Below are 13,593 nucleotides of genomic sequence, written 5' to 3'. Positions count from 1 at the left end.
GCGTCGGGCGGGAACGGGCCGCGGGCGGGGGCGGGGGCGGGGCGGGGCGTCGGGAGAGGGCGGGGCGTCGTGGAGGTGCGGGAACTGCGGACCGCCGGGGCCTATCTGTTCGTGCCCCGGACGCTGCACGACGCGCGCGGGTACGCCGCCTCCCCGTACCGGGAGGCGGCGTTCCGCGCGGCGACGGGCGGGCCGCTGTTCCCCGTGCGGCAGGCCGACCACCGCCGCTCGCTGCGCGGCACGGTCCGCGGGGTGCGCTTCACGCGCGTGCCGCCGGGCGCCGCGGCGTACGTGCACTGCTCGCTGGGCCGGGCGCTGTACATGGTGGTCGACGTGCGGGTGGGCTCGCCGACGTTCGGCGCGTGGGAGTCGCTCGTGCTCGACGCCGCCTACCCGAGCGGGGTGTACGTGCCCGCCGGGGTGGGCCACGCGTGCGTGGCCCTGGAGGACACCGTCCTCACGTCCCTGCTGTCCGCCGAGTGCGCGGCGGGCGACGAGGGGACGGTGTCGGTGCTCGACCCGGATCTGGGACTGCCGGTGCCCGAGGGCGCCGGCCTGGTCGTCCCGGACCGGGACCGGGGCGCCATGACGCTGGCCGAGGCGCGGCGGCGGGGCCTGCTGCCCGGCTACGAGGACGCGCTGGCGGTGGAGCGGTCGCTGCGCGAGGCCGCCGCCCGCGCCGCGTCCGGTCCGGCGCCGGACGACACACGAGGGTGAGAGGGAGACAGGGACATGGACCGGAAGACACAGGGCGACACGGGGACCGGGACGCGGGAGGGCGGACCCGCCGCCGCGGGGGCGTGGCGGATCGAGGTGGACCGGCTCGTCTGCGCGGGCACCGGTCTGTGCCTCGGCACCGCCCACGGCCGGATGCGGCTGGACGGCGGCCGGGCGCGCCCGGTGGACGAGGTGATCGACCCGGACGACGCGGTGCTGGACGCCGCGGAGACCTGCCCGATGGAGGCGATCACGGTACGCGAGACGGGCACGGGGGAGGTGCTGGCGCCACTGCGGTGAGCGGGCGCGTCCGCGCCGCCGGGTCCCTGCGCGGCTCGTGCTCCTTCGCGCCGTGCGGGTCGTCGCCGTGGGCGCGGGCGTGCGCGATGCCGTCGAGGGCGAGGGCCAGTTCCCGGCGCAGGCCCGCCTGCTGGGCCAGGCGGCGGGCCTTCTCGTGGTGGCCCTCGCCGCGCTCGTACTCGCCGCGGTCGCGGTGGACGGTGCCGATGACGTTGTGGACGGCCGCCGCCAGCGCGGGGCGCCGTATCCGGCGCAGCAGCTGCAGCGCGGCGTGCCCGGCGCGCAGGGCCTCGCGGTGGCGGCCCTGGCGGCGGTAGACGTCGGCGTACTGGACGAGGACGGGCGCCTGGCCGTCCGGGGTCGTGGTGCGGCGGGCCAGCGCGGACGCCTCGGCGAGCCGGTCGAGCGCCGCGTCGAGCCGGCCGGCTCCGGCGTACGCGGTGGCCTCGCCCAGCAGGCCGGTCAACTCCCCGTACGCGTCGCCGTTCTGCCGGCTGTGCAGGACGACGAGGCGGCTGGTCTGGAGCGCCTCGGCGTGCCGGCCGAGGGCGGCCTGCGCCTCCCCGAGCGAGGCCAGCACGGCGCACTCCTCGTCGTGCGCGTCGGCCCGGCTCAGCAGGACCAGCGCGCGGTGCAGGGCGGCGATGGCGTGCTCGTACTGGCCGAGCGCGTTGTGGAACATCCCGATGCGGCCCAGGCAGAACGCCGTACGGCTCCGGTCCCCGGCCCGCTCGGCCAGCGCCAGCGCCTCCCGCGCGCACTCCAGGCCCTCCCGCACCCGGCCGAGGTGCCCGTAGGGGGAGGCCATGCCGGTGAGGGCGGCGGCCTCCAGCGCGGGGTCGCCGACGCGGCGCGCGGCGGCCACGGCCTTGCGCAGGACGCCGAGTTCGTCCTCCATGTGGCCGCGCGCGTGCAGATACGGGGCGAGGGCCAGGGGCAGGCGGGCGGCGTGGTGGTCGTACCCGGCGTCCTCGGCGTGGGCCAGCGCGGCGAGCAGACCGGTCCGCTCGGCGTCGAACCAGGCGAGCGCGTCGGCCGCGTCCCGCAGCGGCGGCGCGGCGGCGGGGGCGGCGTCGGGGGCCGCGCCCGCGGGGTGCGCGGCGTCCGGGCGGTGGGCGTCCGGGCGGTGGGCGTCCGGGCGGTGCGCCCCGGGGCCGGGGGCCTGCGGACGGGGGCGTTCCCCGCGGGGGCGGAGCAGGCCGGCGGCCCGGTCGGCGGCGTCCAGGTAGTAGCCGAGGAGCCGGTGCCGCGCGTCGCGGGTCGGCTGCGGCTGCTGTTCGGCGGCCTCCCGCGCCAGGGCCCGGACGAGGCTGTGGAAGGTGTACCGGCCCGGGGTGTGCTGCACCAGGAGCCGCGCGTCGAGCAGGCCCTCCAGCAGCGTCTCGGCCGCGTGCGGGGTGAGCCCGGCGAGCGCGGCGGCCCCGTACCCGTCGAAGTCCGCGCCCGGGTGGGCGCCCAGCAGCCGGAACAGCTCCTGGTGGCGCGGCGGCACCGTCGCGTACGACAGGTGCAGCGAGGTGCGGACGCTCCGGTGCTCGACGGTCAGCTCGTCGAGGCGCCGCCGCTCGTCGCGCAGCCGGCCGGCGAGGTAGGCGAGGCTCCAGTGGGGGCGGTTGGTCAGCCGGGAGGCGGTGATCCGCAGGGCGAGCGGTAACCGGCCGCACAGGGCGACCAGTTCGGCGGCGGCCTCCTGCTCGGCCGCGACCCGCCGGTGGCCGATGACCTGCCCGAGCAGGGCCAGCCCCTCGGCGGTGGACGGCAGTGGCAGCGGGAGCGGCACGGCCCCGTCGAGCCCGGCGAGGCGCGGGCGGCTCGTGACGAGGACCAGGCAGCCCGGTCCGGCGGGGATGAGGGGGCGCACCTGCTCGGAGGCGATGACGTTGTCGAAGAGGAGCAGCAGCCGGCGGTCGGCGGTCATGCCGCGCCAGAGGCTCGCCCGGTCGGCCGGGTCCTCGGGCAGCGCGTCGGCGGGGACGCCCAGGGCGCGCAGCAGCGTGCCCAGCGCGTCATGCGGCTCGACGGGTTCGCAGTGCGGGCTGAAGCCGTGCAGGTCGAGGAAGATCTGCCCGTCCGGGTAGCGGTCGGCGACGCGGTGCGCCGCGTGCACGGCGAGGGCGGTCTTGCCGCTGCCGGCCATGCCGTCGACCGTGATGATGCGTACGGCCTGGCGGCCGGTGCGGGGACCGTCCTGGCCGCCGTCGCCCCGGGCGTCCGGGCCGGGTCCGGTGCCGTGGACCTCCGGGGGCGGGCCGGGCGGCGGCGGGACGTGCGCGAGCAGCTGGTCGAGCTCGGCCTCGCGCCCCGTGAAGTCGGGCAGGTCGTGCGGGAGGGACCGGGGCGGGGGCGCGGCGGCGGGCGGCCCCGCCGGCCGGTCCGGGCGGGCGGCGGGCGGGGTGTCGAGCGCCGGTTCGCTGCGGAGGATCTGCTGGTAGCGGTAGTTGACCGCGCTGCTCGGGTCGATGCCCAGCTGCTCGGCGAGGAGGTTGCGCAGGTCGTGGTAGACGCGCAGCGCGTCCGCCTGCCGGCCCACCCGGTAGAGGGCGACCATCAGCAGGGCGCTGAGCGACTCGCGCAGCGGGTGCTCGGCGACGAGCGGCATCAGTTCGCTGACGGCGTCGTGGGCGCGGCCCTGCTCCAGGCGCAGCTCCAGGAGCCGTTCGCGCGCCCCCAGGTAGCGGTCCTCCAGGGCGGCCGCGGCCGAGGTGAGGGCGGGACTGCGGCTGTCGGGCAGGACACGTCCCCGGTACAGGGCGAGGGCGCTCTCCAGAGCGGCCACCTCGCCGTCGACGGTGGCGCGGCGGCGCGCCTCGTCCAGGGCCTTCTCGAAGCGGATCAGGTCGAGTTGGTCCTCGTCGACGACGATCCGGTATCCCGGCCCGTCCGTGACGATCATTTCCTGTCCGTGCGGAATGCGTGAACGCAGATCGGCGACGATCTTACGAATCTGGTGTTCCGCGGTGGCGGGCGGTACGCGTTCCCACACGGCTTCCACGAGATGGGAAATCGGGACCAGCCGATTGGCCTCCAGCAGAAGGGCGCCGAGGACCGCCCGGGCACGTGGTCCGCCCAGGTGGAGCTGCTGATCTCCGACCGAAACAACCAACGTGCCCAGAATACTGAACCGGACAGCGCTCCCCCGTGAGGCCATCATGGAAACTCACTCTATGGGATGAACCCGGCGTTCGCCTCGGTCATTTTGGCCAGTTGTTTGATCGATTCCGGTCAGAGTCGAACGAGTTGATGATTGAACAGTTCTCGCTTGACATCTTGACCAGTGGCCAAGAATACTCGCCGACGGTTGGTGACTTGTACGCGTTGACGGTCGACGGCCCATCCCGCGAAGGCGCGGGGACACCGTCGTAGACGCCCCCGACGGCCCGCCGGAAAGCCGGTCCGCGGACCACCGCCACCGCTGCCCCCACCGGAACACACCCACCACAGCACCCACCCGGCCGCCCGGCGCCCCGCCGCGTCCGGGCGCGCCCCGCCACGCCCGCGCGCCCGAGGGCGGCCCGCCCGGCAGAGCCGCGACCCCCTGTCCACCCGCCCGTACGGCACTCCCGTGCCAGCCGGGCCGGCACCCACGCCGCCCTCCGGACCGTGCCCACATCCCGCCCGCCCACCCGGGCCCTCCGGACCGTCCACGCCCCCGCCCGCCGGGCACCCGCGCGCCCGCCCGGCCGGCGGGCCCCGCACCAGCGCCGCACCCGTACCAGCGCCCGCACCCGGCCGGCCCCGTACCCGCGGTGAACCGCGCCCCCCACCGCCCCCGTACCGGGGGCAGAACCGCCCACAGGAAGGAAGCCCCACGCCATGCCGAGTCCCGAACCGCTGCCGCTCTACGGCAAGGAGTACAAGACCGACCCGTACCCGCTGTACCGGAAGCTCCGCGAGGAGGGCCCCGTCCACCGCGTCAACTTCCCCAGCGGCGTCAACGCGTGGCTGGTCACCGGGTACGAGGCGGCGCAGAGCGCCCTCACCGACGACCGCCTCGGCAAGAACCACGACCTCGGCAACAGCGCCTGGCGCGAGCGCGCCGCGATCATGCCGGAGCCGCAGCACTCCCAGCTGCAGGTGCACCTGCTCCACCAGGACCCGCCGAAGCACACCGTGATGCGCAAGCTGGTCACCGAGGCGTTCACCCCGCGCAACGTCGAGCGGAAGCGGGCCCGCTTCGAGCAGCTCGCCACCGAACTCCTCGACGCCGCGCTCGGCCCGGCCGCCGACGACCCCTCCGGCACGCCCGGCGGCGGCGTCGTGGACGTCGTGGCCGCCTTCGCGGCCCACTTCCCCTTCCGCGTCCTCGCCGACGTCATCGGCCTGCCCGACGAGATCGCCGTCCGTTTCGACCGCGACTGGGGCAAGGTCGTCCAGCCCGTCGGACCCACCGACCCCCAGCGTCCCGTCTACGAGGGCCGCCTGCGCGGCCTGCAGAGCTACATCGCCGAGGTCGTCGAGCACAAGCGCGCCCACCCCGAGGACGACCTGCTCACCAAGCTCGTACGGGCCTGCGAGGCCGGCGAGATCACCAAGGAGGAGCAGGACTCCATCGTCTTCCAGCTCCTCGTCGCCGGACAGGAGCCGGTCACCAACCAGATCACCACCGCCCTCGTGGCCCTGCTGCGCCACCCCGCCGAGCTGCGCCGCCTCCAGGAGGCCGTCACCGGCGAGATGAGCGCCGCCGACCAGGCGCTCCTGGCCCGCGCGGTGGAGGAACTCCTGCGCTACGACAGCGCCTTCGAGCTCACCACCTGGCGGTTCTTCGCCGAGGACTCCGACCTCTTCGGCACCACCGTCCCCGCCGGCGACTCGGTGATCGTGTCGCTGTGCGCCGCCAACCGCGACCCCGAGCGGTTCCCCGACGCCGACACCCTCGACCTGGACCGGACCCCGAACCCCCACATGGCGTTCGGCCACGGCATCCACTTCTGCCCCGGTGCCGCGCTCGCCCGCGTCGAACTGCAGATCGCCCTGCGGGCGCTGCTCACCCGGCTCCCGCAGATCCGCCTCGCCGTCCCGGACGAGGACCTGGTGTGGGTGGGCGCCGTCCTCGCCCGCGGCGTCAACGAACTGCCCGTCGCCTACGGCCCGCCCGGGGCCGCTCCCGGCGGCGGCTGCCCCGTACGGCACTGAGCGGCGGACCCCCGCATGCCGCACCGGCCAAGCCCGGCGCCCGCCGCCGGGCCGCCCCCCGGACCACTGCTCCCAGCCCCACGACACACGGAAGCGAGCCGATTACCCATGTCCGAGTCCGCCACCACCACCGCCCTGACGCCCGAGGTCGCGCGCATCAGCGAGGAGATCGTGCGGCTCCTCATCCCGCACCGCCGCACGGTGGAGCCCGACACCCACCTCGACACCCCCGACCACTTCCCCGAACAGCTCCGGCAGATAGCCGACTTCGTCGCGCGCGGCGAGCAGGTCATCTTCAGCCTGCCCGGCTTCCCCTGCAAGTCGCCCAACCCCGACAAGGTCTTCGGGCACCTGCCCGACCAGGGCGAGCGGCTCGCGCTGCGCTTCCTCGACTCGCTGTGCGCCGACATCGAGAAGGTCCACGCCCCCGGCGCGCGCGTCCTGATCTGCTCCGACGGCCACATCTTCGGCGACGTCATCCGCGTCCCCGACGAGCACATCGACGCGTACAACGACGCGCTGCTGGACATGATCCACGCCGAGGGCCTCGCCGACCACCTCGACACCTTCGACCTGCGCGACTGCTACGGCCCCGACCTCACGTACGACGAGAAGCGCAAGCTCGCCGCCGAGACCCTCGGCCCGACCCTGGAGGAGCTGCGCGCCGAGGTCCGGGAGGACGAGGCGTCGCTGCGGATGTACCGCGGCATCACCCGGTTCCTCGTCGAGGACACCGCCGACTGGGAGGGCTCCCGCTCCGCGCTGCAGCGCGACTGCCGCCGCCGCGCGTACGAGGTCATCCTCCGCAGCCGCGCGTGGAGCGAGCTGATCGCCCAGAGCTATCCGCGCAACGTCCGCCTCTCCATCCACCCGCAGAACCGCGGCTCCGTGAAGTTCGGCATCCGCCTGCTGGGCGCCGCCGACGCCTGGACCACGCCGTGGCACGCCGTCCTGCTCCACAAGGCCGACGGCACGTGGGAGTTGATGCATCGTCGCGATGCCGAGAAGCTGGGCCGCGAAGTCCACCAGGACGGCCGCCCCAGCCACTTCGAGGCGGTCGGCGACGGCAGCGGCACCGGCGCCGACCCGCGGCCCGGCGCCCGCTCCGCCCAGGCGGCCTGACGCACGACCGGTCCCCTCCGGGGACCCCACCGCACCACGGCACCTCCGCACCACCGCACCACGGCACCACCGCGGTCCGGCCGGCGTGACGAGCCCCGTCACCCGGCCGGACCGCGCGTCCGAGACGTCGTACGGAAGAAGGAGTACCGCCCATGTCCGTGGCCGCCTCGGTGGTCCAGCCCCTCCCCAGTCACGCCCTGATGCTGCTGCTCCTCCAAGTGGGCGTCCTGCTGCTGTGCGCGCTGCTCCTCGGCCGCCTGGCCGAACGGCTGGGCATGCCCGCGGTCGTCGGGGAGCTCACGGCCGGCGTGCTCCTGGGCCCGTCCCTGCTCTTCCACGTCGCGCCCGGCGTCGGGAACTGGCTGTTCCCGCAGAGCACCGAGCACATGCATCTGCTGGACGCCGTCGGGCAGTTCGGCGTGATCCTGCTCGTCGGCTTCAGCGGCATCCACCTCGACCTGAAACTCGTCCGCAGGCAGGGCGCGCGCGCCGCGGGCGTCGGCGCGGCGGGCCTGCTCGTCCCGCTCGTCCTCGGCGCCTGGCTCGGCTTCGTCCTGCCCGAGCAGCTGCGCGCCCCGGACGCGGACCCCACGGTCTTCGCCCTGTTCGTCGGCGTCGTCATGTGCGTCAGCGCGATCCCCGTCATCGCCCGCACGCTCATCGACATGAAGCTGATCCACCGGGACGTCGGCCAGATGATCCTGGTCGCCGTCACCATCGACGACGCGGTCGGCTGGGTGCTGCTGTCGCTGATCGCGGCCATGGCCACCACCGGCCTCTACGCCGGGGAGGTCCTCACCACGCTCGGCGAGGTCGGCGTGCTGATGCTCCTCACGGTGACGGTGGGCCGCTGGCTGATCGGCGCCGCGATGCGCGCCTCGGCCCGCGCCGACGTGCCGGGGCTGCCCGTCGTCACCGCCGTCGTCCTGATGATGCTGTCCGCCGCCGGCACCCACGCCCTCGGCCTGGAGGCGGCGCTCGGCGCGTTCTTCTGCGGCATCCTCATCGGCGGCACAAAGGAGTTCGACACGGCGACGCTCGCCCCGCTCAACACCACCATCATGGCCGTCCTCGCGCCGCTGTTCTTCGCGACCGCGGGACTGCGCATGGACCTCACCTCGCTCGTCGACCCGGAGATCGCCCTGTGGGGCCTGGCCGTCTTCGCGGTCGCCGTCGTCGGCAAGTTCCTCGGCGCGTTCCTGGGCGGGCTCACCACCCGCATGAACCGGTGGGAGTCCCTCGCCCTGGGCGCGGGGATCAACGCGCGCGGCGTCATCGAGGTGATCATCGCCCTGATCGGCGTACGGCTGGGCCTGCTCACCGTGGAGATGTACTCGATCGTCGTCCTCGTCGCCGTCCTCACCTCCCTGATGGCGCCGCCGGTGCTGCGCTACGCCATGAACCGGGTGGAGCAGACGGCCGAGGAGGAGCTGCGCGGCAACCGCTTCCTGACGCAGACACAGGCGCAGGCGCAGGCGCCGACGCGGACGACCCCGGCCCCCAGCACCACCGCCGACCCCTGACCGACCCGCCCGCACACCCCGGCCCGGCCGGCCCCCGAACACCCGGAACGGAGGACACATGCCCGCCACACCCCCGTCCCGCACGGCGACGCGCATCGCGCTCGACGCCGGCGGCCTGCCGCTCTCCGGCCTGCTCGCCGAGCCGGCCGGGGAGCCTCGGGGAACGGTGCTCGCGCTGCACGGCGGGGGGATGACCGCGGGCTACTTCGACGGCCGGGCCCACCCGGGCGTGTCCCTGCTCGACCTGGGGGCACGCCTGGGCTTCACCATCCTGGCCGTCGACCGGCCCGGCTACGGCGCGTCCGCGCCCTACCTGCCGGACGGCGCCGACCGCGCGGAGCAGGCCGATCTCGTACGGGCGGCGTTCGCCGACTTCGCCGCCCGGTACGAGACCGGGCCCGGCGTGCTGCTGCTCGGCCACGCCTTCGGGGCGCAGGTCGCGCTCGCGGCGGCCGCGCGGGGCTTCCACGACCGGCTGGCGGGCCTGGACCTGTCCGGGTGCGGGCACCGGTACGTGTGCGCGCAGAGGGAGGCGCCGTCGCTGTGGGGGCCGCCGAGCCTGTACCCGCCGGGGACGTTCGCGGCCGGGGTGGACCTGATGTGCGAGCCGCCCGCGGTGGAGGCCGCGCAGGCGGTGCGCTGGCCACGCGACTTCCCGGGCGTCGCGGCCCGCACGGCGGTGCCGGTACGGCTCACGTTCGCCGAACACGACGGGCGCTGGCGGCACGACGCGGAGGCCCTGGCGGAACTGACCGCCCACTTCACGGCGGCGCCGCGGGTGCAGGTGGCGCGGCAGCCGGCGGCGGGGCACTACATGAGCCTCGGGTGGGCGGCGGGCGCGTACCACCGCCAGGCCCTGACCTTCTTCGAGGAAACCCTGCCCCCCTGACCCCCGCACCCTCTGCTGCGGCTGCGCCCCGCGAGCCACCTCGCCCTGCGGGCCGCGCCCTCTGCTGTGGCTCCGCCCCGCGTGGGGCAGTTTCGCTCTGCGGGGCCGTGTCCACACCGCTGTGGGCATGCGTTCCGCCTGGGGCGGAACGGGTGGGCACAGCGGAACCCTGGCGGGTGCCCCTTCCAGCGCCTGCCGCACCAGTGGGCACCCTCCCGGGCGGGGCACCCCGTTGTGCCCACCCGTTCCGCCCTGCGGAACGTCTGCCCACAACGGCGGCGGGCCCGGACGTTGGGTGCATGTGTCGCGGGGAACGGCGGGGCGGGCCCGCGGGTTGGGGGCGTGTGTCGGGGAGGGGGCTCGGGCGGGGCCCGCAAGAGGGGCTAGCGGTAGGACCATTCCGAGTGGCGTACCACCAGCGCTTCGACCTCCAGCGGCGCACTCTCCCGGAAGTGCAGCGTGAACGGCACCCGCTGCCCCAACCGCACCGGCGCCCGCAGCTCCACCATCACATCCGTCCCGTACGGCGTCATCTCCAGCTCCCCCCGCGCCGGCACCGGCACCGAGGAGATCATCTGCATCCGCGCAGCCGACCGCCCCGCGTCCGCGTCCTGCGACAGCATCGCGGAGTCCACCGCCGGTGACGTCACCGACAGCAGCCGGTCGTCGGCGTTGCCGGAGTTGCGCACCGTGAACACCACCGCCGTCGACTCCCGCCCCGGGAACGGCTGGAGGAGCCGCGCGTGGGTGACGGAGAGCCGCGCCGGGCTGCCCGCCGCGCCCGCCGCCGTCCAGGCGGTGAGCCCGCCGAGGGCGAGGGCGCTCGCCAGGACCGCGGACAGCGCCGGAAGGAACGGCTCGACCCGGTCCCGCAGTGCCCTCACGCCGCCGCCTCCGAGACGCGCCGCGCCGGCCGCGAGGGCCGCGCGGGACGGGCGGACCGCCTCGGCTGCCAGCCGCGCAGGCGCAGGCTGTTGGTGACGACGATGACGGAGCTGACCGACATGGCGGCCGACGCGACCATCGGGTTGAGCCAGCCGGTCGCCGCCAGCGGAATGGTCACCACGTTGTACCCGAACGCCCACACCAGGTTCATCCGGATCGTGCCGAGCGTGCGGCGGGCCAGCAGGACGGCGTCCGCGACGGTCTCGATGTCCTCCCGGACCAGCGTCACGTCGGCGGCGCCGATCGCCGCGTCCGTACCGCTGCCCATCGCGACTCCCAGGTCCGCCCCGGCCAGGGCGACCGTGTCGTTGACGCCGTCGCCGATGACGGCGACGCGGCGGCCGTCCGCCCTCAGCCCGGCGACGAGCGCCGCCTTGCCCTCGGGGGTGCACCGCGCGTGGACGTCCGCCTCCGGGATGCCCAGCTCGGCGGCGACCGCCCGCGCCGTGGCGTCCCGGTCCCCGGTCGCCAGCACGGGCCGCAGGCCCAGGCGCCGCATCCGCTCCACCGCCCGGTAGGCGCCGGGCCGCAGCGTGTCGCCCAGCGCGATCACCGCCCGGGCGGCGCCGTCCACCTTCACCAGGACCGGCGTGTGCGCGGCCTCCTCGGCGGCGGTGAGCGCCCCGGCCAGCGACTCGGGCAGGGCCTCGTCGCCCGGCGCGCACACCTCGACGCGGCGCCCCTCGACCAGGCCGGCCACGCCGACGCCGGTCGTGGACGCGAAGTCCGCCACGGGCGGCAGCGCGTCCTCGCCGAGCGTGCGGTGCGCGTACGCCACGACGGCCCGGCCCAGCGGATGGTCGGAGCCCCGCTCCACGGCGGCCGCGAGCCGCAGTACCTCGCGCCGTTCGTCGTCGCGGTGCGCCCCGCCCAGCGGGGTCACGCCGGTCACCTTCAGCTTGCCGGTCGTGAGCGTGCCGGTCTTGTCGAGGACGACCGTGTCGACGTTGCGCAGGGTCTCCAGGGCGCGCGGCCCGTTGACGAGGATGCCCAGCTGCGCGCCGCGCCCGGTGGCGGCGAGCAGCGCCGTCGGCGTGGCGAGGCCCAGCGCGCACGGGCAGGCGACGACCAGCACGGACACGGCGACGGTCACGGCGATCTGCGCGTCGGCCCCGGCGCCCAGCCAGAAGCCGAGCACGGTCACCGCGAGCGCCAGCACGACCGGGACGAACACGCCGGCGACCTGGTCGGCGACGCGCTGCGCCTTCGCCTTCCCGGCGAGCGCGTTGGTGACGAGCTTGGTGATGCGCGCCAGCTGCGTGTCCTCGCCGACGGCGGTGGCCCGTACGAGGAGCAGCCCGCCGGCGTTGACGGCGGCGCCGACCGCGGGGGAGCCGGGGCCCACCTCCACGGGGTCGCTCTCGCCGGTCACCAGCGACAGGTCGAGCGCCGAGCTGCCCTCGACGACGACGCCGTCGGTGGCGACCTTCTCGCCGGGGCGTACGACGAAGACCTGCCCGACGGTCAGCTGCTCGATCGGGATGCGCCGCTCGCGGCCGGACTTCTCGCAGCGTACGGCGACGTCCTTCGCGGCCAGTTCGGCGAGGGACCGCAGCGCGGCGCCTGTGCCGCGCTTGGCGCGGGCCTCCAGATAGCGCCCGGTCAGCACGAACATCGGCACGGCGACGGCCGCTTCCAGGTAGACGTGCGCCACGTCCGCCGACGGGGAGGGCAGCAGACTGAACGGCATCGTCATGTCGGGCATGCCCGCGCCGCCGAGGAACAGCGCGTACGTCGACCAGGCGAACGCCGCGATCGTGCCCAGCGACACCAGCGTGTCCATGGTGGACGCGGCGTGCCGCAGACCCCGCGCCGCCTTCACGTGGCACGGCCAGGTGCTCCAGAAGACGACCGGAGCGGTCATCGCGAAGCACAGCCACTGCCAGTTGCTGAACTGGAGGGCGGGGATCATCGACAGGGCGAGGACGGGCACGGAGAGCGCGACGGTGATCCACATGCGCTGCCGCTGGGCGGCCAGGTCGGCCGCGGCCTCCTGTTCGCGGCGCTCCTGCCGGGCGGCCTCGGGCTCGTCCTCCTCGGCCTTCGGCGGGGCGGGCGGCTCGGCGGTGAAGCCGGACCGCTCGACGGCGGCGATCAGGTCGGGGACGGTGTACGTCGGCGGGTGGGTGACGCGGGCGGTGTGCGTGGCGAGGTTGACGGACGCCACCACGCCCTCCAGCTTCGCGAGGCCCTTCTCGACGCGGGCGACACACGCCCCGCACGTCATGCCGCCGATCAGCAGGTCGGTGGTGATCGTGGCGGAGGCCACGGGTCCGGGCGCGGTCATCGGTCCATTCCCTCCATGTCCATGCCTCCCATGTCGCCCATGCCGCCCATGCCGCCCTCGTCGCCGCCCGAGGTGTCGGCGGGGGCGCTGTCGCCGGGACGCAGGCCGGGCGCGACCGGCCCGGCGGTGGTCCCGACGACGTACGACACGGCGAACAGGGCGACGAGCAGCACCAGGAACCCGCCCAGGCCCAGCAGTGGCCCGCGCGGGGAGGCGGTCGGGCGGTCGGGGGCGGCCTGTCCGGGCCGGGCATCCTTCATGGGGTTCCGCTCCTGAGACAAGCGCCCGCCAGCCACGCATCCCGCTACGGGGGATGGCCCGGATACACGGCTGACGGGCCGACAAGGGAAGGGCGACTCGGGGGAATCGGCGATTTCCCCGGGCCCGTTCCCTCATGCTGGCATGGAAATCCGGGGAATCCACCCGGCACGGCGCGGAAGCCGTACGTGAGTATTCTCCCGTTCCGCTCCGGGAACCCGTGCGTGCCGCGGGCCGACTACCTGGAGAAAGTCTCCGCCGTTTTTCCGGCCAACCCCGGCCCTGCGGCGGCTGTTTCCGGCCGCCGTGTCCGATAAGACCTGCCGGATAAGACCCGTCCGGTAAGCGGCCCGGTATGCGGGGACACCGGTACGCCGATGTGCCCGTACGGCAATGCTGCCCGGCACATGGCTGTTCGG

General features: G+C 75.2%; 10 protein-coding genes. 6 read left to right on the top strand and 4 right to left on the bottom strand.

Annotation, left to right across the window (positions count from 1 at the left end):
- Positions 1 to 69: 69 nt before the first annotated feature.
- Complete coding sequence (locus ACSUPT_RS12185) at positions 70 to 717, top strand: dTDP-4-dehydrorhamnose 3,5-epimerase family protein (protein WP_361655456.1); 648 nt, start codon at positions 70 to 72, stop codon at positions 715 to 717.
- Positions 718 to 732: 15 nt separating this feature from the next.
- Positions 733 to 1,017 carry a ferredoxin gene (locus ACSUPT_RS12180; protein WP_351964447.1) on the top strand — a complete coding sequence of 95 codons (285 nt, stop codon included), beginning with the start codon at positions 733 to 735 and terminating at the stop codon, positions 1,015 to 1,017.
- On the opposite strand, the gene ACSUPT_RS12175 is transcribed toward ACSUPT_RS12180, so the two are convergent.
- Positions 968 to 3,910, bottom strand: coding sequence for an ATP-binding protein (locus tag ACSUPT_RS12175; protein ID WP_436944253.1), 2,943 nt, complete (start codon positions 3,908 to 3,910; stop codon positions 968 to 970). The genes ACSUPT_RS12180 and ACSUPT_RS12175 overlap by 50 nt on opposite strands.
- 920 nt (positions 3,911 to 4,830) lie before the next feature.
- Here ACSUPT_RS12175 and ACSUPT_RS12170 point away from each other — a divergent pair.
- The 4 genes from ACSUPT_RS12170 to ACSUPT_RS12155 all read left to right on the top strand — a co-directional run bounded on the left by ACSUPT_RS12170 (position 4,831) and on the right by ACSUPT_RS12155 (position 9,684).
- Positions 4,831 to 6,150 (top strand): cytochrome P450 family protein, encoded by a 1,320-nt coding sequence (locus tag ACSUPT_RS12170; protein ID WP_436944252.1) that lies wholly within the window; start codon positions 4,831 to 4,833, stop codon positions 6,148 to 6,150.
- Positions 6,151 to 6,258: 108 nt separating this feature from the next.
- On the top strand, positions 6,259 to 7,272 hold the full coding sequence (locus tag ACSUPT_RS12165; protein ID WP_351964444.1) for an isocyanide synthase family protein: 1,014 nt from the start codon (positions 6,259 to 6,261) through the stop codon (positions 7,270 to 7,272).
- 152 nt (positions 7,273 to 7,424) lie between these two features.
- Positions 7,425 to 8,795 (top strand): cation:proton antiporter, encoded by a 1,371-nt coding sequence (locus ACSUPT_RS12160; protein ID WP_365724694.1) that lies wholly within the window; start codon positions 7,425 to 7,427, stop codon positions 8,793 to 8,795.
- A gap of 58 nt (positions 8,796 to 8,853) precedes the next feature.
- The gene (locus ACSUPT_RS12155) at positions 8,854 to 9,684 is read left to right on the top strand and encodes an alpha/beta fold hydrolase (RefSeq protein ID WP_436944251.1); all 831 of its coding nucleotides are present in this window, start codon (positions 8,854 to 8,856) and stop codon (positions 9,682 to 9,684) included.
- Positions 9,685 to 10,067: 383 nt separating this feature from the next.
- Here the strand turns inward: ACSUPT_RS12155 and ACSUPT_RS12150 are convergent, their stop codons facing one another.
- Genes ACSUPT_RS12150 through ACSUPT_RS12140 form a run of 3 tightly spaced genes read right to left on the bottom strand, consistent with a single transcriptional unit; the run spans position 10,068 to position 13,176 of the window.
- Complete coding sequence (locus tag ACSUPT_RS12150) at positions 10,068 to 10,568, bottom strand: copper chaperone PCu(A)C (RefSeq protein WP_436944250.1); 501 nt, start codon at positions 10,566 to 10,568, stop codon at positions 10,068 to 10,070.
- Positions 10,565 to 12,916: a heavy metal translocating P-type ATPase gene (locus ACSUPT_RS12145; RefSeq protein WP_436944249.1), complete on the bottom strand. Its 2,352-nt coding sequence runs from the start codon at positions 12,914 to 12,916 to the stop codon at positions 10,565 to 10,567. Before ACSUPT_RS12145 ends, ACSUPT_RS12150 begins: the two co-directional genes overlap by 4 nt.
- Positions 12,913 to 13,176 carry a hypothetical protein gene (locus tag ACSUPT_RS12140; protein WP_436944248.1) on the bottom strand — a complete coding sequence of 88 codons (264 nt, stop codon included), beginning with the start codon at positions 13,174 to 13,176 and terminating at the stop codon, positions 12,913 to 12,915. The genes ACSUPT_RS12145 and ACSUPT_RS12140 overlap by 4 nt, the downstream gene beginning before the upstream one ends.
- Positions 13,177 to 13,593: the final 417 nt, after the last annotated feature.

Source organism: Streptomyces sp. SudanB25_2051, assembly GCF_964272635.1.
Taxonomy (GTDB): domain Bacteria; phylum Actinomycetota; class Actinomycetes; order Streptomycetales; family Streptomycetaceae; genus Streptomyces.
The sequence above is the reverse complement of the archived record's forward strand: the minus strand, read 5'-3'. Positions and strand labels throughout refer to the sequence as shown.

What these genes read in the sequence shown, in the direction of transcription:
- ACSUPT_RS12180 (WP_351964447.1), top strand. Translation starts at nt 733, where the DNA reads ATGGACCGGAAGACACAGGGCGACACGGGGACCGGGACGCGGGAGGGC.
- ACSUPT_RS12175 (WP_436944253.1), bottom strand. Translation starts at nt 3,910, where the DNA reads ATGATCGTCACGGACGGGCCGGGATACCGGATCGTCGTCGACGAGGAC.
- ACSUPT_RS12170 (WP_436944252.1), top strand. Translation starts at nt 4,831, where the DNA reads ATGCCGAGTCCCGAACCGCTGCCGCTCTACGGCAAGGAGTACAAGACC.
- ACSUPT_RS12165 (WP_351964444.1), top strand. Translation starts at nt 6,259, where the DNA reads ATGTCCGAGTCCGCCACCACCACCGCCCTGACGCCCGAGGTCGCGCGC.
- ACSUPT_RS12160 (WP_365724694.1), top strand. Translation starts at nt 7,425, where the DNA reads ATGTCCGTGGCCGCCTCGGTGGTCCAGCCCCTCCCCAGTCACGCCCTG.
- ACSUPT_RS12155 (WP_436944251.1), top strand. Translation starts at nt 8,854, where the DNA reads ATGCCCGCCACACCCCCGTCCCGCACGGCGACGCGCATCGCGCTCGAC.
- ACSUPT_RS12145 (WP_436944249.1), bottom strand. Translation starts at nt 12,916, where the DNA reads ATGACCGCGCCCGGACCCGTGGCCTCCGCCACGATCACCACCGACCTG.
- ACSUPT_RS12140 (WP_436944248.1), bottom strand. Translation starts at nt 13,176, where the DNA reads ATGAAGGATGCCCGGCCCGGACAGGCCGCCCCCGACCGCCCGACCGCC.